This window comes from Pseudomonas putida (genome assembly GCF_003228315.1).
In the GTDB taxonomy this organism is placed as follows: Bacteria; Pseudomonadota; Gammaproteobacteria; order Pseudomonadales; family Pseudomonadaceae; genus Aquipseudomonas; species Aquipseudomonas putida_S.
This window is the reverse complement of sequence record NZ_CP029693.1, coordinates 3,568,633-3,592,695: the sequence shown is the minus strand read 5'-3', so window position 1 is coordinate 3,592,695 and position 24,063 is coordinate 3,568,633. Positions and strand designations below refer to the sequence as shown.

Here is a 24,063-nt window from a genome sequence, read left to right as displayed (position 1 = left end):
TGCGGGCCCCATCGCGGGCAAGCCTTGCTCCCACAAGTGATCGACACAAATCCTGTGGGAGCAAGGCTTGCCCGCGATAGCATTCTTGAAAACACCGCAAATCACTTGGGCTTCTTAGAGATCCGCAACGACTTGGCCTTGGCCTCCACCAGCAAATACATCACCAGCGTGATCAACAGCGGCAGCAGAAAATAGATCGCGCGATAAGCCAGCAACCCCGCCACCAGGCTCCCGCGCGACACCTCATGCTGCAGCAAGGCCACGAACACCGCTTCCAGCACCCCGAGCCCCGCCGGTATGTGGGTGATGACCCCGGCGATGGCACTGATCAACAACACACCCAGCACCAACGGGTAATCGAGTTTGCTCGGCAACAGGGTGAAGATCACCGCCGCCATCAATGACCAGTTCAGCGCCCCGAGTGCCAGTTGCAGGATGGCCATGCGCAACGACGGCAGGTTGATTTCCACCCCGCGAATCGCCCATTCCCGTCGTTTGGAAAATTGACAGGCCGCCAGATACCCCGCACTCACCAGCAACAACAAAACCCCCACCGCTTGCAACGCGCCGCTGCTCAGTTTCCACCCCGGCGGCATGCGCACCAGGCCGCTGCTGAAGATCGCACCGGCAATCACCATGTAGCCGAACCAGTTGGTGGCCAGGCTCAGGCCGAGGATTTTCGCGATGTTGCTCTTGCTCACACCGAGCCGCGAATACAGTCGATAACGCATGGCGATTCCGCCGACCCAGGCGCTCAGGTTGAGATTGAAGGCGTAGCTGATGATCCCCACCGGCAGGATCTGCTTCCACGTCAGGTCCTGGCGGATGTAGGTGCGGCCGATCAGGTCGAAACAGGCGTAGACCAGAAAACTCACCAGGGTCAGGCCGGAGGCGATGAACAGTGTGCGCACCTTGAAATCCGCCAGGGTGTCGAACACCTCACCCCATTCGATGCGCGAGGCGAACATCGTCAACAACACGATCATCGCCAGGAAAAACAGCATCGTCAGCGGTCGTTTCCAGCGGCTCAAACGGGACTTGGCCGGGTGCTCGGCGTGAGTCGCCAGCTGTACGTCAGTGCGGCTCATGCGGATCGCTCCCGGTCGGTGAGGCGTAGGCTTTCAGGCGCGGTTTATGGGCCGGCAGCCAGCCGGCCCAGGCCGGGAAGTGGCGCAGGAAGTGGAACACCAGAAAGCCCACGGTCATGTGCCAGACTCGCCCGCGCGGCGCCTTGTCCACCGACATGAGCTTGCAGTGGTTGTCGGTGAGTTCTTCCAGCCGCTCGAACAGCTCACGATTGAACGTGCGGTCACGGATCAGCACGTTGGCCTCAAGGTTCATCGACAGGCTCAACGGATCGAGGTTGCTCGAGCCCACCGTGCTCCAGTCTTCGTCCACCAGCGCGACCTTGCCGTGCAGCGGGCGATCGCAATATTCGTAGATCTTCACCCCGGACTTGAGCAGGTAGTCGTAGGTCATGCGCGCCGCCAGCTTGGCCACCAGCATGTCGGGCTGGCCTTGCAGGATCAGGCGCACATCGACGCCCCGTCGGGCCGCGTTACGGATCTCGCGCAACAGTCGATAGCCGGGGAAGAAATAGGCGTTGGCGATCACCACCCGCCGTTGCGCCGTGCGCAAGACCTGGCGGTAAATCTCTTCGATGTCGGTCGAGTGCTCGTTGTTATCGCGATAGACCAACCGCACCTGACCGTCATGATCATTGATCACCAGTTCCGAGCGCCGCTGGCGTCGCCGCTGCCACCAATATTTGGCACGTGCGGGACGGCCGCATTGCAGCAGGGCGAAGTGATGGATGTCGGCGACGGCCGGGCCCTGGATTTCCACCGAATAGTCCTGCTTGGCCTCGGGGCCGAAGTCGGCCAGATGATCGCCGGAGAAGTTGATCCCGCCGACGAAAGCGATGCTCCCGTCCACCACCACGATCTTGCGATGCAGGCGGCGGAACCAGTTGGTACGCACACCCAGACGCTTCGGTGCCGGGTCGAACATCTGCAAATGCACGCCGGCGCCGCTGAGCGCGGTGAGGTAGCCGGTGCTCAGCTCGCCGCAGCCGAAACCGTCGAAGCTGGCGGTGACGCGCACGCCTCGTTGCGCCGCTTCGATCAGCACGGTTTTCAGCTCTTCGCCGACCTTGTCCTCGAACACGATGAAGGTTTCCAGCAGGATCTCGGTCCTGGCCTGGCGCATCGCCTCGAACACCCTGGGGAAATAGGCTTCGCCGTTTTCCAGCAGTTCGACGCGATTGTTGCCTTGCCAGCGGTACTCGACGTCCACCGCCGCGGGTTCGTCCATAGGCGGTGCGGCAATCTGTTCAACGTTGATTTTTTCCATCGGCGAGCTGCTCATAGTTCGATCTCCACCGACAGCGGGGCGTGGTCTGAAAGGTGTGACCAGGGGCGAGACGTCAGCACCTGCGGCAGGCTGGCCTTGAGGTTGCGTACGTAGATGCGGTCCAGGCGCAACGCCGGCAGCCGAGCCGGAAAGCTGCGCGCCGGCTTGCCGTGGTGTTCGGCGAATACTTCGCGCAAACCGCTGGGGTTGAGCAGAGCGTCGGCGCGCTGGCGCCAGTCGTTGAAGTCCCCGGCGACAATCACCGGCACATCGTCCGGCAACTCTTCCAGGCGGCGGGCGAGCAGTCGCAGTTGTTCGGTGCGATGGGTTTCACGCAGGCCCAGATGGACACAAATCGCGTGCACTTGCGGACCATCGCCGGGCATGCGCAACACGCAGTGCAAAAGGCCTCGGTTTTCATGGCCGCTGATGGACACATCGAGGTTGTCGTGACGCACGATCTGGAATTTCGACAGCAGCGCGTTGCCGTGATCGCCGGCCGGATAAACCGCGTTGCGCCCATAGGCGAACTGCGGCCACAGGGTGTCGGCGAGGAATTCGTATTGCGGCATTGCCGGCCAATTGTCGTAACGCTTGGGGTGCTGTTCGTGGGTACCGTGGACTTCCTGCAAAAACACCACATCGGCCGAGACACTGCGCACCGCCTCGCGCAGTTCCGGCAGGATGAAGCGCCGGTTGAGCGCGGTGAAACCCTTGTGGGTATTGACCGTCAGCACCGTGAAGCGATGCACCGTGGTTGCAATGGTCGCTTGCTCGTCGGTGACGCCGACCGGTTCGCGAATGCTCATGGCAGCACTCCTTCGGCGACGGGCTCTCCGGGGGCGGTCGCCAGATGGCGGTGCAGATTGAAACGCTCCAGCAGGCGACGTGCATCGAAGGGCGCACGAACTTTCACGTCGTTATCGAAATAGCAGAACACTTCGCGGGATTTACGCACACGGGCTTTCTGCCGGGGTGCGATCAGGTGCGGATCACCGGGTTGCCGTCCCTCGTGCCAGGCCTCGATCCGCTCGGCCCAGTGCCGCAGGGCCTGGGTGGTGTAACCGCTGGCGTAGAGTTCTTCGGCGCCGTGCAGGCGCAGGTAGACGAAGTCGGCGGTGATGTCTTCGCGATACGGCCATTTCCCTGCGGTGTCGGCGATCACCAGTGCGGTGTTGTAGCGTTTGAGCAGGCGGACAAACGCCGGATCGATGAAGCTGTCGTGGCGGATTTCCACGGCGTGGCGCACGGGTTTTTTCTTGTACGCGCGCAGGCTGGCAGGGCCGTGCAGGTGTGAGTCGTGCTGACGGGCGAGGGCGGCGGCTTGCTCAGTATCGTCGGGCAATTGTTCAAGGAAAGACTCGAACAGTTCGGCGTCGAATTTGAAGTTGGGCGGGAATTGCCAGAGGATCGGGCCGAGCTTTTCCCGAAGCTCCAGGAGCCCGGAGGCAAAGAAATTCGCCAGGGGTTTATGGACATCGCGCAGACGTTTGACGTGGGTGATGAAGCGCGGAGCCTTGACGCTGAAGACGAAGTGTTTCGGGGTTTCGGCGTACCACTGGGCGTAGCGTGCCGGGCGTTGCAGGGCGTAGAACGATCCGTTGATTTCGATGCTGTTGACGGCCCGCGACGCGAACTGCAACTCGCGTCTCTGGGGCAACCCCTTTGGGTAGAAATTCCCCCGCCAGGGCGTGTAGCGCCAACCTGAAATACCGATATGAATCGCCGCCATGTCGCCTCCCGTCCGAGTGCCCCATTCTTTTGCTGACTGTGGGGTGGCGACGAAAGTTTCGGCGGGGCTACGGACGGTAAAACCTGAAAGCACAAATCCCCTGTAGGAGCGAGCCTGCTCGCGAAAGCGGAGTTTCAGTCACATCAATGTTGAATGTGCAGCCGTCTTCGCGAGCAGGCTCGCTCCTACAGTGGGGGTATCAGTGACTGGCGACTACGCGAGTCGAGGATTCGGCATACACCGGCCCCAACCGATCCAACCGCCCACTCCACGCCGTCAACGCCAGCGCCACCAACACCACCAGCCCACCGATCCACGCGGTATGGATCAAGCCCATGTGCGCCACGATCAAGCCACCACCCCAGGCACCACCGGCAATCCCGAGGTTGAACGCGGCAATGTTCAGGCCCGAGGCTACATCCACCGCATGAGGGGTGTGATGCTCTGCCTGGCGCACCACATACACCTGCAGCCCCGGCACGTTGCCGAACGCCACGGCGCCCCAGACCAGTACGGTGGCCAGTGCCAGCCACGGGTTGCCGGCGGTGAAGGTCAGTGCGAACAGCACGGCGGCGAGCAGGGCGAAGATGATTTTCAGGGCGCTGATCGGGCCGCGCTTGTCAGCCAGTTTGCCGCCCCAGATGTTGCCCACCGCGACCGAGACGCCATACACCAGTAGCACCAGGCTGACCGTGCCGGCGCTGAAGCCCGAGAGGTCCTGAAGGATCGGCGCCAGGAAGGTGAAGGCGATGAACGAGCCGCCGTAACCGATGGCGGTCATGGCGTACACCAGCAACAGCCGGGGTTGCTTGAGCACCTGCAGTTGCTGCAACAGCGACGCGGGTTTGCTGTGGGCGATGTTTTTCGGCACAAAGAGCAGGCTGCCGACAAAGGCGATCACGCCCAATGCCGACACGGCGAGGAAGGTTTCACGCCAGCCGAAGTGCTGACCGATGAAAGTGCCCAGCGGTACGCCCGTCACCAGCGCCACGGTCAGGCCGGTGAACATGATGGCGATCGCGCTGGCGGCTTTTTCCTTGGGCACTAGACTGGTGGCGATGGTCGAACCGATCGAGAAAAACACGCCGTGGGCCAGGCCGGTCACGATGCGCGCCAGGATCAGCGACTCGTAGCCGGGGGCTTTCCAGGCCAGCAGGTTGCCGAGGGTGAACAGCACCATCAGCGATAACAACAGCAGTTTGCGCGGGACCTTGCCGGTCAGGGCGGTCAGCACCGGTGCGCCGACGGCGACACCCAAGGCATACAGGCTGACCAACAGGCCGGCGGACGGCAGACTGACCCCGAGGTCGGCACCGATGGTGGGTAACAGGCCAACGATGACGAACTCGGTCGTCCCGATGGCAAAGGCGCTGAGGGTCAGCGCGAGCAAGGCAATGGGCATGGCTGCAACTCCGGTGGGTTGATTCGATGGAGCGCAGTGTCAGGGTTTGGGTTGTGCCGAAAAATACAGGGACAGGCATTTGATATTTGCCTGGAACGCAAGGATCGAACTTGCCGGCCATTTCCCGATCAGTTCCTTACAGGCTCATCCATAGGGAGCGCGTGCTTTGATCAAGTTCAAGACCGCGATATTGCTGGGGGCGCTGCTGTTTCTGGGCAGCGAGGAACTGGAGGCCGCGACGATTCCGGGCGTACCGGCCGCCGCCGCGACACCGCCGGCGCACCCGCAGCCGCTGGTGGAAGGCGGATTGCTGGGCGCCATCAGTTCGAGCCTCGATGAGGTGCAGGACAAACTCGATCTCAACGAAAACCTGGTCGACGCCTGGCGCTTGCGTGCCGATCGCGCGGCCGATGAAGTCGATCAACTGGTCAATCGACCCTCAGCCCGTTCGGCCTGGAGCGTGTCCGGGGATTTCCTGCTGCTGACCGCGGTGTGGGCGGGCGTCTTCGGCCTGCTCTGGATGTTCGGCAAATCTTTGGCCGAACGCCTGTGCCGGCATCGCCTGCTGCTCAGTCGCGAGCGCGGCCAGGCATTGCTGGGCTATGTATTGCCCTACAGCATTCCGGCGGTGGTCAGCCTGCCGCTGACCCTGTATGCCAGTCACCTGTTACCCATGTCGGCAGGGCGGGCGCTGGCGCTGTGCCTGGCCTATGCCACCAGCAGCGGATTGTTCGCCGCGTCACTGGTGATGTCGCTGGTGGTGCTGTTCAACGCCGGTCACAAGCGCAGGGCGGTGCGGATCATTCGCCAGGACAGCCCGCGACCGCTGTTCGTCATTGGCTTTCTGGTGGCCCTGAGCGATGCCCTGACCAGCCCGCAGATCGCGCACCAACTGGGTAGCAATCTCACCAGCAGCATTGCGGTGTTCACCGGTCTGGCGGCAACGATTTCCTTCGGGCTGCTGGTGTTTCGCATGCGCCGGCCCGTGGGCCAGGTGATCCGGATCTTACCGCTGGCTCAGCGCCGATCGCAGCCAGCGTTGCGCGAAACCCTGCGGATTTTTTCCGGGCTCTGGTATTGGCCGATCCTGTTGATGGTGCTGGTCTCGGTGATCAACCTGATCAGCGTCAGCGATGACAACCAGCAGGTGCTGCGCAGTGCGCTGTTCACCACGATTTTGTTGATTGCCACAGTGTTCCTGAGCACCACGCTGCATCACCTGTTCAAGTCGCGCAACGAAGCAGAAGTGCGGCGCAGCAGTGCCTATAAGGAACGCTTCCTGAACCTGTCCCATGCCTTGCTGCGCATCGCCATGGCCATTGTGTTCATCGACATCCTCGGGCGCATCTGGGGCGTGTCGTTGTTCGAGTTTGCAGTGACCAACTCGGTCGGCCGGGCGATCAGCGATTCACTGAGCCATATCGGCCTGATTTTCCTGGCGACCTGGATGGTCTGGGTGGTGCTCGACACCGCGATCCAGGAAGCCCTGAAACCGCCGGTCAACAAGCGCTCGGCGCGCCAGCCCAGCACCCGGGTCAAAACCATCCTGCCGCTGTTGCGCAACGCGATCAAAATCATTCTGGTGGTGATCTGCGCCATCACCACCATGGCCAACCTGGGGATCAATGTCGCACCGTTCCTGGCCGGTGCCGGAGTGATTGGGCTGGCAATCGGTTTCGGTTCACAGCAACTGGTGCAGGACGTGATCACCGGCCTGTTCATCATCATCGAAGACACCCTGTCCATCGGCGACTGGGTGGTGCTCGACTCCGGGCACGCCGGCACCGTCGAAGGCCTGACCATCCGCACCCTGCGCCTGCGCGACGGCAAGGGGTTCGTGCACTCGGTGCCGTTCGGTCAGATCAAGGCGGTGACCAACCAGTCCCGGCAATTTGCCTATGCGTTCTTTTCGGTGCAGTTCACCTACGACACCGATGTCGACAAGGCCATCGAACTGATCCGCGAGGCCGGGCATTCGATCAGCAGCGATCCGTTCCTCAAGTACAACCTGCAAGGGCCACTGGATGTGTTCGGCGTGGACAAGATGGACCTTAATGGCGTGGTGCTGACGGCGCAGTTCCGCACGGTATCGGGTGGGCAATATGCGGTGAGCCGGGCGTTCAATCAGCGTTTGAAAAAGCTTGTGGATAACAGCCCGTGGGTGCATTTCGCGCAGACTTATCCACAGCAGGTTTTGATGCCCAGGCAGGCGGAGCCGGTGATGGAGGACGGGGTAGAGGTGGAGCATTCGGCGGTGTTGATGCCGGATCGGTTGCGGCCTCAGTAATTTGTTGCCTGGGCTGGCCTCATCGCGAGCAGGCTCGCTCCTACAGGGGAGCGGTGTACACATTCCATTGTAGGAGCGAGCCTGCTCGCGATGGGGTCGGTCCGGTCAACATCAATGCCGGATCAGCTTGCTACGCACCTCAGCCATCACCTGCTGATCCAACTCCACCCAGAACAACGGCTTGCCGGCAATCTCCGCCGCCACCGGCCCCCCATCGCGATACACCAACCGATTACTCGCCAGCGCCGGCACTTTCGCACCCGGCAACAAGGTGCCCGCCAGGTTCAGCGGATCGACCCCGCACACGGCGATCAAACTGCCGTCATGGGGCCGGCGGCGTACTTCGCGCAACAGCGGGATAGCCTCGGGCAGGGCGAATTGCTCACCCGCCAGGCCGCTGACAAACCGCCCGCCGCGAATCTCGCCCCGGGCCTCCAGTCGATGGAACGTGCGCAGCAATTCGCGCCAGCTCGGCAGCCAGTCCGCCTCACGCTCCAGCAGGCGCCAGAACACCACGCCATAGCGGCGCAGCAAGGTCATGGCGATATGTTCCAGGGTCTCGGTGGGTGTGGGCGCCGGGCGCGCGTTATCCACCACGGGGGCAGGTGATCCGCGTCGCAGCAACGCCCAGCGCCCGGCATCGTCCATGCCGCCGATAAATGCGCCGCGCCCGTGACGGCTACCGCGATTCTGTCGCTTGCTCGCTGGGGTGATCAGCGCCCGCAACCCGGCGAAGCTGTCGGCATTCACCAGCCCGGCGCCCACCAGTTCCTGCAAGGCGATTTCCAGTTCGGTACGCAGCACATGGGCTTCATGGGTCAGCTCATCGAAAAACAGCGCACCGTGCTGGCGCAGCGCTTCGTAGACTTTTTGCGTCTTCGGCGACAGTTCGCTGACTGGCGTCTGTTCAGTCAAATCGCTCCACAGCCCGACCCGGTTGCGCGGCAACAGCAGAATGGGCGTATTGCGCAAGGCGCTGCTGGCGCTCTTGTTGCGCGCGGTGAGTCGGGTCCAGACCAGCTTGCCGCTGCGGCACAGCTCATCCAGCCAACTCGCCGAATAGTCCTTGATGCGCGCCGGCAGAATGTCGCTGTCCCAGGCTGACGCGGCGGCGGGGTAGCCCTCGAACTGCGCGACGATCGACGGCAACACCGCGCTGCCCTGGCCCTGGCTGGCGCTGGACAGATGTTGCCAGTCGAAGAGGAAACGCATGAAGTCCTGCAACGCCACGGGCTCGATTTCCCGGCGCAGACGCTTGACCGTGTAACGATGAATCCGCGCCAGCAAATGCCGCTCGCACCATTGCTCCGCTTCGATGCCTGGAATGAAACGGCCACGCAACACGTAACCCTCGCGTTCCAGTTGCGCCAGCGCCTGGGTGACGTGCGCCGGTGGCAAGCCCAGCGGTTCGGCAATCGCCGGGAGCGACAGTGGCGCAAAGGCGCCCAGGCGTGCGCGGATCACTTCCAGCACGGCGTCGTCCCTTTCCCAGGGTTCATCGAATCCGGGCAAGGCTTCCACGGCTGGCCACACAACGGCCTGTGGATAAATCGCTTTCAGGCAGCTCAAGCGTTCCCGGGCCAGCCACAACGATTGGTCAAGACGACAGGCACGGCCGCTGGCCGCGAGGACATTCAACCAATCGAGCCAGTTCGGATTGGCCAGTGCTTCCGCATCGGTGATGCACGCCAGGCTCATCAGCGCCTCGTGCATTTCATCGACCCCGTTGGGCGCAGGCCAGGCTTCCTCAGCCACGGCGGCGATGGCATCCAGGTCCAGCGCACCGAGGTCGTCGGTGGATTGCGGGTCGCTCCAGCGGCGGTTGAGCACGGCTTGGGTGCGGCGCTCTTCCAGCGGCGCATCGTCGAGAAAGGTGTAGGGGCGGGCGCTGAGAATTTCCGCCGCCAGCGGCGAGGGCGCCGGCAGATCGCGACTGATCAGGCGTACTTCCCCCCGTTCCATTCGCCGTAACAAGGCCAGCCAGCCCTCGGTGTCCATGGCTTCGTGCAGGCAGTCGTCGAGGGTCTGCTCCACCAGCGGATGGTCGGGAATCTCGCGTTCGCCGGCGAGGTTTTCCAGGCAGGCGATTTGGTCGGGAAACACGCTGGCGATCAGGTCTTCGCTTTTCATGCGCTGGATCTGCGGCGGAACCTTGCGCCCACCTGAATAGCGCGGCAGGGCCAGCGCGACCCCGGCATTCCAGCGCCAGCGCACGCCGAACAGCGGTGCATCGAGCACAGCCTGTATCAGGATGTGCTCGGCACTGTTGCTGTGCAGATAGCGCCAGACGTCATCCAGCTCGAAGCTGTGACTGGTGGACAGCGACAGCACAATCGCGTCTTCGCTGGCGGCGGCCTGCAGTTCGAAGTTGAAGGTGCGGCAAAAGCGCTTGCGCAGGGCCAGGCCCCAGGCACGGTTGATGCGACTGCCGAACGGCGTATGGATGATCAGTTGGGTGCCGCCGGACTCGTCGAAAAACCGCTCCATGAGCAAGGTGTCCTGGGACGGCAGGGCGCCGAGGGCCTGACGCGCGCGGGCCAGGTATTCCACCAGTTGTTCGGCGCTGGCAATGTTCAGGCCCAGTGTGCCGGTCAGCCAGTCGAGCGCGGGTTGCAGATTGCCCGGCGTGTCGGCCAGCAGATTATCGAGTTGCGCCTGCAGGCGGGCGACGGCGAATGACAGTTCCGCGCTGCGTCCCGGCGCTTCACCGAGCCAGAACGGAATCGTCGGTGGCTGCCCCTGGGCGTCCTCGACCCGGACCTTGCCGGTTTCGACCCGCAGGATGCGATACGAGGTATTGCCCAGTTGGAACACGTCGCCGGCGATGCTTTCCACGGCAAAGTCTTCGTTGACGCTGCCAATGTTCAGCCCCTGGGGTTCGAGCAGCACGCTGTAGTCGGCGTTGTCCGGAATGGTCCCACCACTGGTTACGGCCGTCAGTTTGGCGCCTCGGCGACCGCGCAGGGTGCGGTTGACGGCATCGCGATGCAGGTAGGCACTGCGCATGCCCTGACGGCCGTTGTAACCCTCGGCAAGCATGTGCAGCAGTGCCTGATAGTGTTTGTCGTCGAGGGTGGCGTAGGGCGACGCCCGGCGCAGCATCTCCAGCAGCCCTTGCTCCGTCCATTCCTGGCAACTCACCTCGGCGATGATCTGCTGAGCCAGCACATTCAGTGGCGACTCGGGGATCAGCAAGGTGTCCAGCTCACCCCGACGTACGCAATCGAGCAGCGCCGCGCATTCGATCAGATCGTCACGGGTGGTGGCGAACAGTCGGCCCTTGGGCGTGCCGCCGACCTGGTGCCCGGAGCGACCCACCCTTTGCAGAAAACCGGCAATCGAGCGCGGCGAGGCGATCTGGCACACCAGGTCGACGTCGCCGATGTCGATGCCCAGCTCCAGCGAGGCCGTGGCGATCAGCACTTGCAACTCGCCGCGCTTGAGCCGCTGCTCGGCGTCTAGGCGAAACTCCTTGGCCAGGCTGCCGTGGTGAGCGGCCACGGCGTCCTTGCCCAGGCGTTCGCTCAGGTGACGGCTCAGGCGCTCGGCCAGGCGTCGGGTGTTGACGAAGATCAGCGTGGTGCGGTGCTCGCGGGCGAGGGCGGCGAGTCGGTCGTAGACCAGTTCCCAGACGTCGTTGGCCATCACCGCCGACAACGGCACGGGAGGTACTTCAATGTCCAGATCCCGTGGCCGGGCATGGCCGATGTCGATGATCTCGCAGTCACGATCACGCCCGACCAGAAAGCGCGAGACCGCTTCGATGGGTTTTTGCGTTGCCGACAGGCCGATGCGTACCAGCGGTTCGGCGCAAAGGGCCTGCAGGCGTTCCAGGCTCAGGGCCAGGTGGCTGCCGCGTTTGCTGGCGGCGATGGCATGAATTTCGTCGACGATCACCGTGCGGGTGGTCTTGAGCATCTGCCGGCCGGAATCGGAACCGAGCAACACGTAAAGGGATTCCGGGGTGGTGACCAGAATGTGCGGCGCGCTCTTGCGCATCGCCGAGCGTTCTTTCTGCGGGGTATCGCCGGTGCGCACGGCGGTGGTGATCTGCAATTCGGGAAGGCCCATCGCGCGCAGTTGTTCGGTGATGCCGGCCAGCGGGTTTTGCAGGTTGATCCGGATGTCGTTGGACAGCGCCTTGAGCGGCGAGACGTAGACCACCAGGGTTTCGTCGGGCAGGCCTTCGGGGTTGTCCAAACCTCGGTGCACCAGATCGTCGATAACGGCAAGGAAGGCGGTGAGGGTCTTGCCGGAGCCGGTGGGCGCGGCGATCAGGGTCGAGCGGCGCTGGCGGACCAGCGGCCACGCCCGGGCCTGGGCGGCAGTGGCCGTTGCGAAGGTGTTGCTGAACCAGGCGCTGACGGCAGGGTGGAAGCCGGCCAGGGCACTGTCGGCGGGAATGGGCAGGTTCATGGGGTCAGTTATGCGGTTGGGGGCGGGAAGATGCAAGTACCGCTGGGGGGGATCTATTGCGGCCTTCAGGGCCTCATCGCGAGCAGGCTCGCTCCTACAATGGATGTGTGTACACCGACCTACTGTAGGAGCGAGCCTGCTCGCGATGGGGCCCGTACGGGCGCCGCAGCACTCAGGTATCTACACTTTACGGATGACGGTTGCGCACTAAACCCGCAAAATGCAACGATCCTGCATCTATCGACGACAACGCCTACAGGCGCTGTTGATAAAACCATTGTTCCAATCAGACTGGGCCTGCTGACTTTATGCGAATGCGCCTTATGTTACTGGGCGGCGGAAATGCCCTTGGGCAGGCGCTGATTCGCCTCGGTGCGGAGGAAGACATCGGTTTCCTCGCCCCCCGCCCACCAGAAGACGGCTGGGATGCCGCGAGCCTGACGCAACTGCTCGACGACACCCGCCCGGACGCGTTGATCAACCTTGCCTACTACTTCGACTGGTTCCAGGCCGAAGCGGTCAGCGAGCAGCGTCTGGCCGGGCAGGAGCGGGCGATCGAGCGTCTGGCCGAGCTGTGCCAGCATCACAACATCGTTCTGTTGCAGCCTTCGAGCTATCGGGTATTCGACGGCTCCCGCGCCACGGCCTATAGCGAAAAAGACGAACCGGTGCCCCTGGGCCTGCGCGGCCAGGCGTTGTGGCGGATCGAGCAGAGCGTGCGTGCCACCTGTCCGCAACATGTGCTGTTGCGTTTCGGCTGGCTGCTCGATGACAGCCCCGACGGTACCCTGGGGCGTTTCCTCGGCCGGGCCGAAAGCCCGGAAGAGTTGTTGCTGGCTGATGATCGTCGAGGCAATCCGACACCGGTAGACGACGCGGCCCGGGTGATCATCTCGGTGCTCAAGCAACTCGACTGCGCGGCGCCGTTGTGGGGCACCTATCACTATGCCGGGCACGAGGCGACCACGCCTTTGGCCCTGGGACAGGCGATCCTCACGGAAGCGCGGGCCTTGCATCCACTGGCGATCGAAGCGCCTACCGCGCAGGCTCACGCCGCGCGCGAGGACGCTGCCGAGGAGCCGCAGCATGCGGTGCTGGCCTGCAAGAAAATCCTCCACACCTTCGGTATCAAGCCCCGCGCCTGGCGTGCGGCCCTGCCGGGGTTGCTGGACCGCTTTTACCGCAAGGGCGACGTCAAACCGTAGAGCCGTAAAACTGTAGGAGCGAGCCTGCTCGCGAAGAAGCCATGGGCGCCGCGGGGCATCAGGTTTAACGCGTCATCGTTGACGACCATCGCGAGCAGGCTCGCTCCTACAGAAAAAAATCATAGAAAAAGGCGCCCATCAGGCGCCTTTTTTTACAGCTCGTTCCCACCACGTGAACGATTTTCAGAACTTGTAGCCCACACCCACCATGTAGACGAACGGATCGGCATCCACGTTCACCCGTGCCCGTGTACCCGGTGCGACGGCGTTGTTTTCCACGGTCGCGCGGGTATCGATGTCGATGTAGCGCAACTGGGCGTTGACCAGGATGTTGTCGGTCAGCATGTAGTCGGCACCGACCTGCCAGGCCATGCCCCAGGAATTCTTGGTGTTGAAGTTGCTGAAACCGTTGGCGCGCGCGTCGCTGCTCAGGTGTTCGTCGTACATCCAGGTGTAGTTCACGCCCGCACCGACATAGGGCTGGAACGCGAACTTGGGATTGAGCGGGTAGTACACCAGGCTCAAAGTCGGCGGCAGTTGCTTGAAGCTGCCGAGCTTGCCGTTGGCCGCGCTCAGGGCGGTGCCCTTGAGTTTCACGTCATGTTCGAACGGCGTGGCCGCGAGCAATTCGATGCCCACGTGATCGGTGATCATGTAGGCGAAGTTCAGGCCCAGTTGCGTGTCGCTGCTCAGCGTCGCCTTGCCACCCAGGTCGGCACCGCTCAATGGACCCTGATCGACCTTGACGGTGGAGCTGTCGGTATTGGGGTCGACGGTGATGGCGCCGGCACGCAGGAGGATATCGCCGGCTTCGTGGGCATGGGCGAGCGGGGCTGCGAGCGCGAGGGCTATCAGCGAGGCGCCGAGCAAGGACTTGTTCATGGGGGCTCCAAAGGACGTTAAAAATTTTCGATGTCCAATGGTAAGGCGGCTAACGATTCGGTCTTTTGACTCAGCTCAAGGAAACAGTGATGGGCCGGGTATTTTCAGCATTTTTGATGGCGCCATCGCGGGCAAGCCTTGCTCCTACAAGGGCAACGGTGAATCTGTAGGAGCAAGGCTTGCCCGCGATGGCGTCCTCACAATCAACACATGACCGCCGGATTCACTCCGGCAATTCATACATGTAAATCTTGTCCGCCTCCATCTGATACCCGGCATCCGCCAGTTCACTGCTGGACGCCTTGACCTGCATCGCCCCTTCAACCCAGTACGGCTGATACAACTCGTCGACCTTCACGCCCACTTCGCTTTTGACGTGCACGATCTGGTTCGACGGCGGTGGCGGGACGTGGATGCAGGCGCCGAAATACGGCACCAGCAAAAACTCCGTGGTACGGCCTTCCTCATTCACTTCCAGCGGCACGATGTACCCCGGCAAGCGAATGTTCTGACCGTCGAGGGCCTTGACCACCGGGGCGTTGGGCATGCTCTGCTTGGCCGCCGGCGCCGATTCGGCGGACAGTGCGTCGCTCATTTTCGACAGGTCGTGCAGCGGCGTCATGTCCGGCACTTCCGGCATGGCGTCGGGCGGGATCATTTCCGACCAGGTCAGCTCCTTCGGCTCGGCGGCCCACAGCGGCAGGGCAACCAGCATCAACAGCGCAAACAGAGCGCGGCGCATTTTCTACATCCTCATAAACGGATCGACAGGCCATCGGCCAGGGATTGGCGATACGCGCGCCAGGCCGGCACGCTGCCCATCAGCAGGGCGGCGAGCAGGATGCCACCAAGCAGCGTCCATTCATACTCGCTTGGCCATGCCAGCGGCAGATACAGCCCGTAATTGGCTTGCACGTAGCCCTGGGCGGCGGCGATGCACACATACAGCAGCGCCAGGCCGGCGACCACGCCGGCGAGTGCCAGGGCGAACGCCTCCAGTACCAGCAAGGTCGCGATGTGCCAGGGCCGCGCGCCCACCGAACGCAGAATCGCCATCTCGCGGCGGCGTTCGTTAAGGCTGGTGAGAATCGCCGTGAGCATGCCGATCAACCCGGTCAGCACCACGAACAGCGACACCACGAACAAGGCTTTTTCCGCGGTGCCCATCAGGCTCCACAACTCTTGCAGCGCCACCCCCGGCAGGATTGCCAGCATCGGCTCGCCACGGAACTCGTTGATTTCACGCTGCAGGGCAAAGGTCGAAATCTTGCTGTTGAGGCCGAGCATGAACGCGGTGATGGCTTGCGGCGTCAGGTCCATGTTGCGTGCCTGATCGGCGCTGACCCGACCATTGCCGCGAGCTGGCACGCCGTTATGCCAGTCGATGTGGATCGCTTCCATGCCGCCGAGGCTGATGTGCAGCGTGCGGTCGACCGGGGTGCCGGTGCGCTTGAGAATGCCGACTACGGTGAACGGCTTGTCGTCATGCTTGACCAGGCTGATGGCGGCCACGCCGTGAGCCAGCACCAGTTTGTCGCCGAGCTTGTAGTGCAGCGCGTCCGCTACTTCGGCGCCGAGCACTACTTCGAACGGGTCGGTGGCGAAAGCGCGGCCATCGGCCAGTTCCAGGTGTTGCTGGCGGCCGTACTGGTAATGCTCGAAGTAGGCTTCGGTGGTGCCCATCACTCGGTAACCGCGATGGGAGTCGCCGAGGGACATCGGGATCGCCCACTTCACCTTCGGATCGTTGGCGAAGTGCTCGAAGCTGTCCCAGCGGATGTTGTTGGTGGCGTTGCCGATGCGGAACACCGAGTACAACAGCAGGTTCACCGAGCCCGAGCGCGCGCCGACAATCAGGTCGGTGCCGCTGATGGTGCTGGCGAAACTGGCCTTGGCTTCGGTGCGTACCCGTTCCACCGCCAGCAGCAGGCAGACCGAAAGGGCAATGGCGAGCGCGGTGAGGATCGCGGTGAAGCGGCGGTTAGCCAGGCTGGCCATGGCAAGACGAAACAAATACATCTCAGACCTCGGAAGACGTGGCGGCGCGATTGAGTTCGGCCAGCGACAGATGACGATCGAACAGCGGCGCCAGGCTCTGGTCATGGCTGACGAACAACAGGCTCGAGCCGGCTTCACGGCATTCGGCGAACAGCAGGCGAATGAAGTTCTCGCGAGCGTCGTAGTCGAGGGCGGAGGTCGGTTCGTCGGCGATCACCAGTTCCGGTTGGCCGATCAAGGCGCGTGCGGCGGCCACCCGTTGCTGTTGGCCGATGGACAGCGAGTCGGCGCGGCGGCCGAGGATGTGCTCATCCTTCAACCCCAGGTGAGCGAGCAAGGTCGCGGCGGCTTTATCGACGCTGCCGTGGCGTTGTTTCGCCCGTGCGGCGCGCAGCTTAGAGAAGTGGCAGGGCAGTTCGACGTTCTCGCGCACCGAGAGAAACGGCAGCAGGTTGAACTGCTGGAAGATGTAGCCGGTGTGATCGACGCGGAAATGGTCGCGGGCACCGGCCGACAGTTGCGTCAGTTCCTGGCCGAGCAGGCGGATGCTGCCGCGATCGGGCTTCTGCACACCGCCGAGCAGGCCGAGCAGGGTGGTCTTGCCACTGCCGCTGGGGCCCTTGAGGAACAGGGTTTCCCCCGGCTCCAGTCGAAAGGCCGGGATGTCCAGCAACGGCGGGTGACCGGGCCAGCTGAAGCCCAGGTCGGACAGTTCGATGAGTGCTTGGGTCATGTGAAACCGGTCTGGTGGGTGGTGAACCCCCTGTAGGAGCGAGCCTGCTCGCGAAAAACGCAAAGACGCCGCGTTCTTTCAGGATGGCCGTGTTTTCGTTCACGACCATCGCGAGCAGGCTCGCTCCTACAGGGGATCCAGGGTGAATTTAGAATTTCAGGGCAGCGGCCTTGGCCGTGACTTCAACCCCCTGCTGTCCGTTCGGGCCGATCAGTTGTACCTGAATTTTCTGGGTCGCCGGGAATGTGTTGAAGATATTCGCCAGGTCCAGGGTTTTCAGCGCGTCCGGGGTGGCGCAGGTGAAGTGGTAGTGGGCGTGGATTTCGCTGTGGTCGTGATGGTGTTCGCCCTTGGCGTCTTCGTCGTGATCGTGATCATCATCGGCGTCGGGTTTGTCGCCGAACAGCGGGCTGTTGAGCTCCTGATCCGACACCACGCATCCCGCGGCCTTTGGCAGGTTGAACAGCGCCAGCGGATTTTCCAGCTCAGTGCGGGCGGCGACCACCTTGGCCTTGTCGGCCTCGCTGGTGGCGGCATGTTCGAAGCCCACCAGGTTCATCGCCGGGCTTTCCAGCTCCAGTTCCAGGCTCTGGCCATCCAGCGCCGCGTTCAAGCGCCCGACGCCATGTTCATGGGCGCCGAGGCTGCCGTGCTCATGGTCGTGATCATGCTCATCGGCCGCGTAAGCGGCAGCCAGCGGCAACAAGGCAAACGGCAAAGCGAGCAGCAGACGACGCATGGTGAGTCTCCGGAAAGTAAAATGAAAGAAATGTTATGTAATCTTATAACGTAAGTGCGGAGAGTTTGACTGCCTGCTTGGCGTTGCACAAGTCCCATGGGAGCATGCAGCGAAGAAATAAGCGGGAGCAGACCCATGTTGCGAATTCGCGGAAGCATCGGCGAGTGGCCGGTGGATTTGACGCTGGAGATGGATGACGCCGATTGGGCACGGCTCGGTGCGCAAATACAGGTGGAAAAAAACGAGGCGGTTGCAACGCCGGCCAAACCGCTGAATCAGGATGATGCGCTGTGGCAGATCGCCAGGGACCTGCTGCGCAAGGCCGGACAATTGAGCGGGCCGGATCTGCTGGATCAGTTGGAGGCGCTGACCGGTAGCGCGGTGTCGGGCAAGCGGCTGCTGGTGCGCTTGCGCCATAGCGCGGATGTGAAGGTGGAAAGTGGCGCGGATACGCCGGTCTTCCATTGGATTGAAAACCCGTTGTAGGAGCGAGCATGCTCGCGAAAAACGCAAGGACACCGCGTTAATTCTGGATGGCCGCGTTATCGTTCACGACCATCGCGAACAAGTTCGCTCCTACAGAGGGCGTTTAATACAGCGCAGCAAACAACTTGCGACGGTAGGTGGTCACCAGCGGGTGATCATTGCCCAGCAGTTCGAACACCTGCAGCAAGGTCTTGTGTGGCAGGCCTTCGCTGTAACCGCGATTGCGCATGAACAGCTTGAGCAGGCCATCCAGCGCCGCCTCGTACTGCTGGCGGGCCAGTTGCTGAACGGCCAACTGGTAGACCGCTTCATCGTCCAGCGGGTCTTTCGCCAGGCGCGCCTTCAGGTCGGCGGCGTCAGGCAAGTCCTTGGCCTGGCCGAGGAACTTGATCTGCGCCTTGGCACCGGCGAGGGCGGCCTTGTGTTCATCGGTCTTGACCGCGTCGAGCACGGCTTGGGCTTCGCCCAGCTCACCGCGTTCGGTGAGGCAGCGTGCGTACAGGATCAGCGCCCTGGCATTGGTGTTGTCTTCGCCCAGCAGGACTTTGAGGATGGCTTCGGCGTCGGCGAAACGGCTGTCATCGAACAGCGCCTGAGCCTGTTCGAGTGGATCGGCAGCGGCAGGCGGTGGCATCTGCACATGGGGTTCGAGCAGGGCGCGAACGGCTGACTCCGGTTGTGCGCCAGCAAAGCCATCGACGGGCTGGCCATCCTTGAACAGCACCACTGTCGGCAGGCTGCGGATGCCAAAGCGAGCGACGATGTCCTGCTCGATGTCGCAGTTGACCTTGGCCAGCAGCAACTCGCCCTGATAGCTCTCGGCGATGGTCTGCAGCATCGGCATCAGCACTTTGCACGGCGCACACCATTCGGCCCAGAAATCCACCAGAACCGGTTTGTGGAAAGAGTTCTCGATCACCGACTGGTCGAAATCGGCAGTCGTGGCGTCGAAGATGTACGGCGTTTGCTGACTCATGGGGGATCTCTTGGGAGCGTGAATGGGGCAACTATACGGCTTGGTGGGGTGTGGCCGGAAGCGGGGTGGCCTTTAGAACTGTGTTGTCTGGAAGGCCGCCATCGCGAGCAGGCTCGCTCCTGCAGGGAAATTGTGAGCGCCACAAAACCACTGTGGGAGCGAGCCTGCTCGCGATGTTTTTCAGCCGCGCCGCGCGTGATACAGGCTCACATGCCGAAATTCCTCCGGCTCACACAGATCCGGCAGGGTCATGGCTTCGAGCATTTCGATGCGCCGATACAGCGGATGACGGAAATCCCGCACCCGCGAATCCGCCACCAGCGCTTCGCGGCCACGGCTGAGAAACTCGTCGAGCAGCGGCAGGTTCGCCCGGTCGTACAGCACATCCGCCACCAGGATCAGATCAAAGCGGTCGGCCTCGGCGAAAAAATCCGTCGAGTAGTTGAGCTGCACGTCATTGAGTTCGGCGTTCGCCCGGCAGGCCGCAATCGCCAGCGGGTCCAGGTCGCAGGCCACCACTTCCAGCGCCCCGGCCTTCACCGCGGCAATCCCCGCCACGCCGGAACCGGCACCGAAATCCAGCACCCGCTTGCCTTTGACCCACTCGGGGAATTCGACGAGGTAGCGGGCCACCGCCAGACCGCTGGCCCAGCAGAAACTCCAGTAGGGTGGTTCATGCAGGATGCGCCGGGTTTCTTCCGGACTGAAGGCGCGGTCCATGTTGTCGCCGTCGATCAGCCACAGCTTCAGTTCGGTGCCTGGCAAGTCAACAGCCACCAGACGCGCATCGCCGAGCAGTTCGCTCAATGCCTGTTGCAGGTCGAGCGGTGTACTCATGGGGCTTTGACGAATTGCAGTTGGCCCAGCGCCTGGGTGGTGGGTTGAGTGATCAGCTGTGATGGCAAGTGCAGGATCAACTGCCCGGACTGACTGGCGCGGCCACGCAGTTCAACCCGCTGGCCGACCGGAAAGGCGTCCGGGTTGAAGCGCAGGTGAAACGGCAGCACTTGATTGGTGCCGATCAGGTTGGCACTGGCCAGCAGTTGTTGCGGGCGATCCTTTTCGTCGATCACCAGCAAGGCCAGTTCGACTTCGGCACCTTCCGGCACGCCCTGCAAGGTACCGCTCAGTTCACGTTGCCAGGCGGGCAGCGGGCCGAGGTTGGTCGACTCCCTGGCTTTCTTCTGCGCCATCTCCGGCGCAGGGCCCGGCGTCGGCGGTTGAGGCTTGGGTGCATCACTGCCGCAGGCGACCAACAGGCTGAACAGACTGAGCAAAATGAGCGGTCTTGGGGACATTTACGGCTCCAGCAAGGTGTAGTCCATATATAGCCAGTCTGTATACCGCAAACCCTATGGCTTGTCTTGCCACCGGGATGCGCTACCATGGCCCTCCCTTTTTTTGTTGCCTGCCACCATGCACTGTCCCTTCTGCGGTGCCAACGACACCAAGGTCATCGACTCGCGTCTGGTCGCCGAGGGCGAACAGGTGCGCCGCCGGCGTGAATGCCTGGCCTGCGGCGAGCGTTTCACGACGTTCGAAACCGCTGAACTGGTGTTGCCGCGCCTGATCAAAACCGACGGCAGTCGCCAGCCGTTCGACGAAGAAAAACTCCGCGCCGGCATGCAGCGCGCGCTGGAAAAGCGCCCGGTGAGTGTCGAGCGTCTCGAATCGTCGCTGGTGCACATCAAACACAAACTGCGCGCCACCGGCGAGCGCGAGGTCAAGTCCCTCGTGGTCGGTGAGCTGGTGATGACCGAGCTGAAAAAGCTCGACGAAGTCGCCTACATCCGCTTCGCTTCGGTGTATCGCCGCTTCCAGGACCTCAACGAGTTCCGTGAAGAGATCGATCGCCTGGCCCGTGAACCGGAGAAAGAATGACCACGTCTGCCGAACAAGCCATTCTCGACGCCCACTACATGGCCCGCGCGCTGGAACTGGCGCGCCACGGCCATTACACGACCCACCCCAACCCGCGGGTCGGTTGCGTGATCGTGCGTGACGGGCAGATTGTCGGCGAAGGCTGGCACGTTCGCGCCGGCGAGCCCCACGCCGAAGTCCACGCCCTGCGTGCCGCCGGTGAACTGGCCCGGGGCGCGACTGCCTACGTGACCCTTGAACCCTGCAGCCACCATGGCCGTACGCCGCCTTGCGCCGACGCGCTGGTCAATGCTGGCGTAGCACGGGTGGTGGCGGCGATGCAGGACCCGAACCCGGAAGTCGCCGGTCGCGGTCTGCAACGCCTGGAACAGGCGGGCATCGCCACCGACAGCGGCGTGCTGGAGGGCGAGGCGCGCAAGCTCAATGAAGGCTTCCTCAAGCGCATGGAACAAGGCTTGCCTTTTGTGCGGGTCAAGCTGGCCATGAGTCTGGACGGCCGCACGGCGATGGAAAGCGGCGAGAGCCAATGGATCACCGGTCCGGCCGCGCGTTCGGCGGTCCAGCGTTTGCGGGCCCAGGCCAGTGTGGTGCTGACCGGTGCTGATACGGTGCTGGCCGACAACGCCCGTTTGACCGTGCGCGCCGATGAACTGGGCCTGGATGCCGAGCAGACCGCACTGGCCATGAGCCGTCCGCCGTTGCGCGTGTTGGTCGATGGTCGTCTGCGGGTGCCGCTGGATGCAGCGTTCTTCAAGGCCGGCCCGGCGTTGGTCGCGACTTGCGTGGCGGTCGAGGAACAATACGCCACTGGCCCGGAATGCCTGATCGTGCCCGGCGATGATGGCCAGGTCGATTTGCGCCAGTTGCTGATCGAACTCGCCAACCGTGGCGTCAACGAGGTGTTGGTCGAGGCCGGTCCACGGTTGGCCGGGGCTTTCGCTCAGCTCGGGCTGGTGGATGAGTTCCAGATTTTCATGGCCGGCAAATTCCTCGGCTCGACGGCCCGGCCGTTGCTGGACTGGCCGCTCGCACAAATGAAGGATGCGCCGCAGCTCAAAATCACTGAAATTCGCGCGGTGGGCGATGATTGGCGAGTCACTGCCATTCCTTCGCCAGCGTCGAGCGTATAATTCCCGGCCATCGCTATAGCGCTGGCACTGTTCTCGAGGAGAACCCCATGTTCACCGGCATCATCGAATCCATCGGCAGTATCCGCGCATTGACCCCGAAAGGCGGAGATGTACGGGTCCATGTAGAAACCGGCAAGCTCGACCTGAGCGACGTCAAACTGGGCGACAGCATCGCGGTCAACGGCGTATGCCTGACCGCCGTTGAATTGCCGGGCAATGGCTTTGCGGCGGACGTCAGCCGTGAAACCCTCGACTGCACCGCCATGAACGACCTGAAAAGCGGCAGCCCGGTCAACCTGGAAAAGGCCCTGACTCCGACCACTCGCCTGGGCGGGCATCTGGTCAGCGGCCACGTCGATGGCGTGGGCGAAGTGGTTGCCCGTACCGAGAACGCGCGGGCCGTGGAATTCCGCATCCGCGCTCCGAAAGAACTGGCCAAGTACATCGCCCACAAAGGCTCGATCACCGTCGACGGCACCAGCCTGACCGTGAACGCGGTCGATGGCGCCGAGTTCCTGCTGACCATCATTCCGCACACCCTCACCGAAACCATCATGGCGTCGTACCAGCCGGGTCGCCGGGTGAACCTGGAAGTGGACTTGCTGGCCCGTTACCTGGAGCGCCTGCTGTTGGGCGACAAGGCCGCAGAGCCGACGGCCGGCAGCACCATTACCGAAAGCTTTCTGGCGGCCAACGGCTACCTCAAATCCTGAATCTCAATTTCTAAAAGAATGGGGGTGCCTTGTGGCGCTCAATAGCATCGAAGAACTGGTTGAAGACATCCGCCAAGGCAAGATGGTCATCCTCATGGATGACGAAGACCGCGAGAACGAAGGCGACCTGATCATGGCCGCCGAGTGCTGCCAGCCCGAGCACATCAACTTCATGGCCAAACACGCCCGTGGCCTGATCTGCATGCCGATGACCCGCGAGCGCTGCGAAACGCTCAAGCTGCCGCTGATGGCGCCGCGCAACGGTTCCGGTTTCGGCACCAAGTTCACCGTGTCGATCGAAGCGGCCACCGGCGTGACCACCGGCATTTCCGCCGCCGACCGTGCCCGCACCGTACAGGCGGCCGCGGCGAAAGACGCCAAGGCTGAAGACATCGTCAGCCCCGGCCACATCTTCCCGCTGATGGCCCAGGCCGGTGGCACCCTGGCCCGTGCCGGCCACACCGAGGCGGCCTGCGACTTGGCGCGCATGGCGGGTTTCGAGCCGAGCGGCGTGATCTGCGAAGTGATGAACGACGACGGCACCATGTCCCGCCGTGCCGAACTGGAAACGTTCGCAGCCGAACACAACATCAAGATCGGCACCATCGCCGACCTGATTCACTACCGGATGATCCACGAACGTACCGTTCAGCGGATTGCCGAGCAGCCTTTGGACAGCGAACTGGGCCAATTCAACCTGGTGACCTATCGTGATGCCGTGGAAGGCGACGTGCACATGGCCCTGACCCTGGGCAACATCTGCGCCGAAGAACCGACCCTGGTGCGTGTACACAACATGGACCCGCTGCGTGACCTGCTGATGGTCAAGCAACCGGGCCGCTGGAGCCTGCGCGCCGCCATGTCCGCGGTTGCCGAGGCCGGTAGCGGTGTGGTGCTGTTGCTCGGCCATCCACTGGATGGCGACGTATTGCTGGCGCACATTCGTGAAACCGCCGATCACCTGGCGGTGAAAAAACCGACCACCTACAGCACTGTGGGTGCTGGTTCGCAGATCCTGCGGGACCTGGGCGTGCGCAAAATGCGCCTGATGTCGGCGCCGATGAAATTTAATGCGATATCCGGTTTCGATCTGGAAGTTGTAGAATACGTGCCCTCCGAATAATGACCGGT

At 62.8% G+C, this 24,063-nt stretch carries 21 protein-coding genes; 7 read left to right on the top strand and 14 right to left on the bottom strand.

Translation table 11 applies throughout. The features are described from left to right. Window positions 1-101 precede the first annotated feature (101 nt). The 5 genes from DKY63_RS16720 to DKY63_RS16700 all read right to left on the bottom strand — a co-directional run bounded on the left by DKY63_RS16720 (window position 102) and on the right by DKY63_RS16700 (window position 5,486). Entirely contained in the window at window positions 102-1,088 is a 987-nt protein-coding gene (locus DKY63_RS16720) for a lysylphosphatidylglycerol synthase domain-containing protein (protein ID WP_110965111.1), read from the bottom strand. After that, a complete protein-coding gene (gene clsB, locus DKY63_RS16715) occupies window positions 1,075-2,367 on the bottom strand; it encodes a cardiolipin synthase ClsB (protein ID WP_110965110.1) in 1,293 nt (430 codons plus the stop codon). Before clsB ends, DKY63_RS16720 begins: the two co-directional genes overlap by 14 nt. After that, window positions 2,364-3,161: an endonuclease/exonuclease/phosphatase family protein gene (locus DKY63_RS16710; RefSeq protein ID WP_110965109.1), complete on the bottom strand. Its 798-nt coding sequence runs from the start codon at window positions 3,159-3,161 to the stop codon at window positions 2,364-2,366. The genes clsB and DKY63_RS16710 overlap by 4 nt, the downstream gene beginning before the upstream one ends. Next, window positions 3,158-4,084 carry a DUF72 domain-containing protein gene (locus tag DKY63_RS16705; protein ID WP_110965108.1) on the bottom strand — a complete coding sequence of 309 codons (927 nt, stop codon included), beginning with the start codon at window positions 4,082-4,084 and terminating at the stop codon, window positions 3,158-3,160. The genes DKY63_RS16710 and DKY63_RS16705 overlap by 4 nt, the downstream gene beginning before the upstream one ends. Window positions 4,085-4,283: 199 nt before the next feature. Continuing rightward, window positions 4,284-5,486 (bottom strand): MFS transporter, encoded by a 1,203-nt coding sequence (locus tag DKY63_RS16700; protein WP_110965107.1) that lies wholly within the window; start codon window positions 5,484-5,486, stop codon window positions 4,284-4,286. A 166-nt stretch (window positions 5,487-5,652) separates the two neighbouring features. Between DKY63_RS16700 and DKY63_RS16695 the strand changes: the two genes are divergently transcribed. Continuing rightward, on the top strand, window positions 5,653-7,773 hold the full coding sequence (locus DKY63_RS16695) for a mechanosensitive ion channel family protein (RefSeq protein ID WP_110965106.1): 2,121 nt from the start codon (window positions 5,653-5,655) through the stop codon (window positions 7,771-7,773). Between the two features lie 111 nt (window positions 7,774-7,884). Here DKY63_RS16695 and DKY63_RS16690 read toward each other — a convergent pair whose 3' ends face one another. Beyond that, complete coding sequence (locus tag DKY63_RS16690; RefSeq protein ID WP_110965105.1) at window positions 7,885-12,189, bottom strand: DEAD/DEAH box helicase; 4,305 nt, start codon at window positions 12,187-12,189, stop codon at window positions 7,885-7,887. A 308-nt stretch (window positions 12,190-12,497) separates the two neighbouring features. Here DKY63_RS16690 and DKY63_RS16685 point away from each other — a divergent pair, with 308 nt between their 5' ends. Then, window positions 12,498-13,394 carry a sugar nucleotide-binding protein gene (locus DKY63_RS16685; RefSeq protein WP_110965104.1) on the top strand — a complete coding sequence of 299 codons (897 nt, stop codon included), beginning with the start codon at window positions 12,498-12,500 and terminating at the stop codon, window positions 13,392-13,394. Window positions 13,395-13,577: 183 nt separating this feature from the next. Here DKY63_RS16685 and DKY63_RS16680 read toward each other — a convergent pair whose 3' ends face one another. From DKY63_RS16680 to DKY63_RS16660, 5 genes are all read right to left on the bottom strand, one after another. Then, window positions 13,578-14,276, bottom strand: coding sequence for an OmpW/AlkL family protein (locus DKY63_RS16680; RefSeq protein WP_110965103.1), 699 nt, complete (start codon window positions 14,274-14,276; stop codon window positions 13,578-13,580). Between the two features lie 223 nt (window positions 14,277-14,499). Further along, a complete protein-coding gene (locus DKY63_RS16675; RefSeq protein ID WP_110965102.1) occupies window positions 14,500-15,018 on the bottom strand; it encodes a DUF3299 domain-containing protein in 519 nt (172 codons plus the stop codon). 11 nt (window positions 15,019-15,029) lie between these two features. Then, window positions 15,030-16,295, bottom strand: coding sequence for an ABC transporter permease (locus tag DKY63_RS16670; protein ID WP_110965101.1), 1,266 nt, complete (start codon window positions 16,293-16,295; stop codon window positions 15,030-15,032). Window position 16,296: 1 nt separating this feature from the next. Next, window positions 16,297-17,007 carry an ABC transporter ATP-binding protein gene (locus tag DKY63_RS16665; RefSeq protein ID WP_110965100.1) on the bottom strand — a complete coding sequence of 237 codons (711 nt, stop codon included), beginning with the start codon at window positions 17,005-17,007 and terminating at the stop codon, window positions 16,297-16,299. A gap of 148 nt (window positions 17,008-17,155) precedes the next feature. Then, window positions 17,156-17,746, bottom strand: coding sequence for a DUF2796 domain-containing protein (locus DKY63_RS16660; protein WP_110965099.1), 591 nt, complete (start codon window positions 17,744-17,746; stop codon window positions 17,156-17,158). Between the two features lie 135 nt (window positions 17,747-17,881). On the opposite strand from DKY63_RS16660, the gene DKY63_RS16655 reads away from it, so the two are divergent. Beyond that, entirely contained in the window at window positions 17,882-18,232 is a 351-nt protein-coding gene (locus DKY63_RS16655) for a hypothetical protein (RefSeq protein WP_110965098.1), read from the top strand. A 103-nt stretch (window positions 18,233-18,335) separates the two neighbouring features. Here the strand turns inward: DKY63_RS16655 and trxA are convergent, their stop codons facing one another. The 3 genes from trxA to DKY63_RS16640 all read right to left on the bottom strand — a co-directional run bounded on the left by trxA (window position 18,336) and on the right by DKY63_RS16640 (window position 20,506). Continuing rightward, entirely contained in the window at window positions 18,336-19,208 is an 873-nt protein-coding gene (gene trxA, locus DKY63_RS16650; protein WP_110965097.1) for a thioredoxin, read from the bottom strand. Window positions 19,209-19,388: 180 nt separating this feature from the next. Next, the gene (locus DKY63_RS16645; protein WP_110965096.1) at window positions 19,389-20,045 is read right to left on the bottom strand and encodes a class I SAM-dependent methyltransferase; all 657 of its coding nucleotides are present in this window, start codon (window positions 20,043-20,045) and stop codon (window positions 19,389-19,391) included. Continuing rightward, entirely contained in the window at window positions 20,042-20,506 is a 465-nt protein-coding gene (locus DKY63_RS16640; RefSeq protein WP_110965095.1) for a YbaY family lipoprotein, read from the bottom strand. The genes DKY63_RS16645 and DKY63_RS16640 overlap by 4 nt, the downstream gene beginning before the upstream one ends. Before the next feature lie 118 nt (window positions 20,507-20,624). Here DKY63_RS16640 and nrdR point away from each other — a divergent pair, with 118 nt between their 5' ends. Genes nrdR through ribBA form a run of 4 tightly spaced genes read left to right on the top strand, consistent with a single transcriptional unit; the run spans window position 20,625 to window position 24,055 of the window. Further along, window positions 20,625-21,089 carry a transcriptional regulator NrdR gene (nrdR, locus tag DKY63_RS16635; RefSeq protein ID WP_162634909.1) on the top strand — a complete coding sequence of 155 codons (465 nt, stop codon included), beginning with the start codon at window positions 20,625-20,627 and terminating at the stop codon, window positions 21,087-21,089. Further along, window positions 21,086-22,219, top strand: coding sequence for a bifunctional diaminohydroxyphosphoribosylaminopyrimidine deaminase/5-amino-6-(5-phosphoribosylamino)uracil reductase RibD (gene ribD / locus DKY63_RS16630; protein WP_110965093.1), 1,134 nt, complete (start codon window positions 21,086-21,088; stop codon window positions 22,217-22,219). Before nrdR ends, ribD begins: the two co-directional genes overlap by 4 nt. 47 nt (window positions 22,220-22,266) lie before the next feature. Beyond that, complete coding sequence (locus DKY63_RS16625) at window positions 22,267-22,932, top strand: riboflavin synthase (RefSeq protein WP_110965092.1); 666 nt, start codon at window positions 22,267-22,269, stop codon at window positions 22,930-22,932. A gap of 31 nt (window positions 22,933-22,963) precedes the next feature. After that, entirely contained in the window at window positions 22,964-24,055 is a 1,092-nt protein-coding gene (gene ribBA, locus DKY63_RS16620; RefSeq protein WP_110965091.1) for a bifunctional 3,4-dihydroxy-2-butanone-4-phosphate synthase/GTP cyclohydrolase II, read from the top strand. Window positions 24,056-24,063 lie beyond the last annotated feature (8 nt).

Bases quoted from the DNA above. Each gene is read 5' to 3' on its own strand.
- DKY63_RS16720 (WP_110965111.1), bottom strand. From the start codon at position 1,088: ATGAGCCGCACTGACGTACAGCTGGCGACTCACGCCGAGCACCCGGCC.
- clsB (WP_110965110.1), bottom strand. From the start codon at position 2,367: ATGAGCAGCTCGCCGATGGAAAAAATCAACGTTGAACAGATTGCCGCA.
- DKY63_RS16710 (WP_110965109.1), bottom strand. From the start codon at position 3,161: ATGAGCATTCGCGAACCGGTCGGCGTCACCGACGAGCAAGCGACCATT.
- DKY63_RS16705 (WP_110965108.1), bottom strand. From the start codon at position 4,084: ATGGCGGCGATTCATATCGGTATTTCAGGTTGGCGCTACACGCCCTGG.
- DKY63_RS16700 (WP_110965107.1), bottom strand. From the start codon at position 5,486: ATGCCCATTGCCTTGCTCGCGCTGACCCTCAGCGCCTTTGCCATCGGG.
- DKY63_RS16690 (WP_110965105.1), bottom strand. From the start codon at position 12,189: ATGAACCTGCCCATTCCCGCCGACAGTGCCCTGGCCGGCTTCCACCCT.
- DKY63_RS16685 (WP_110965104.1), top strand. From the start codon at position 12,498: ATGCGAATGCGCCTTATGTTACTGGGCGGCGGAAATGCCCTTGGGCAG.
- DKY63_RS16680 (WP_110965103.1), bottom strand. From the start codon at position 14,276: ATGAACAAGTCCTTGCTCGGCGCCTCGCTGATAGCCCTCGCGCTCGCA.
- DKY63_RS16675 (WP_110965102.1), bottom strand. From the start codon at position 15,018: ATGCGCCGCGCTCTGTTTGCGCTGTTGATGCTGGTTGCCCTGCCGCTG.
- DKY63_RS16670 (WP_110965101.1), bottom strand. From the start codon at position 16,295: ATGTATTTGTTTCGTCTTGCCATGGCCAGCCTGGCTAACCGCCGCTTC.
- DKY63_RS16665 (WP_110965100.1), bottom strand. From the start codon at position 17,007: ATGACCCAAGCACTCATCGAACTGTCCGACCTGGGCTTCAGCTGGCCC.
- DKY63_RS16660 (WP_110965099.1), bottom strand. From the start codon at position 17,746: ATGCGTCGTCTGCTGCTCGCTTTGCCGTTTGCCTTGTTGCCGCTGGCT.
- DKY63_RS16655 (WP_110965098.1), top strand. From the start codon at position 17,882: ATGTTGCGAATTCGCGGAAGCATCGGCGAGTGGCCGGTGGATTTGACG.
- trxA (WP_110965097.1), bottom strand. From the start codon at position 19,208: ATGAGTCAGCAAACGCCGTACATCTTCGACGCCACGACTGCCGATTTC.
- DKY63_RS16645 (WP_110965096.1), bottom strand. From the start codon at position 20,045: ATGAGTACACCGCTCGACCTGCAACAGGCATTGAGCGAACTGCTCGGC.
- DKY63_RS16640 (WP_110965095.1), bottom strand. From the start codon at position 20,506: ATGTCCCCAAGACCGCTCATTTTGCTCAGTCTGTTCAGCCTGTTGGTC.
- nrdR (WP_162634909.1), top strand. From the start codon at position 20,625: ATGCACTGTCCCTTCTGCGGTGCCAACGACACCAAGGTCATCGACTCG.
- ribD (WP_110965093.1), top strand. From the start codon at position 21,086: ATGACCACGTCTGCCGAACAAGCCATTCTCGACGCCCACTACATGGCC.
- DKY63_RS16625 (WP_110965092.1), top strand. From the start codon at position 22,267: ATGTTCACCGGCATCATCGAATCCATCGGCAGTATCCGCGCATTGACC.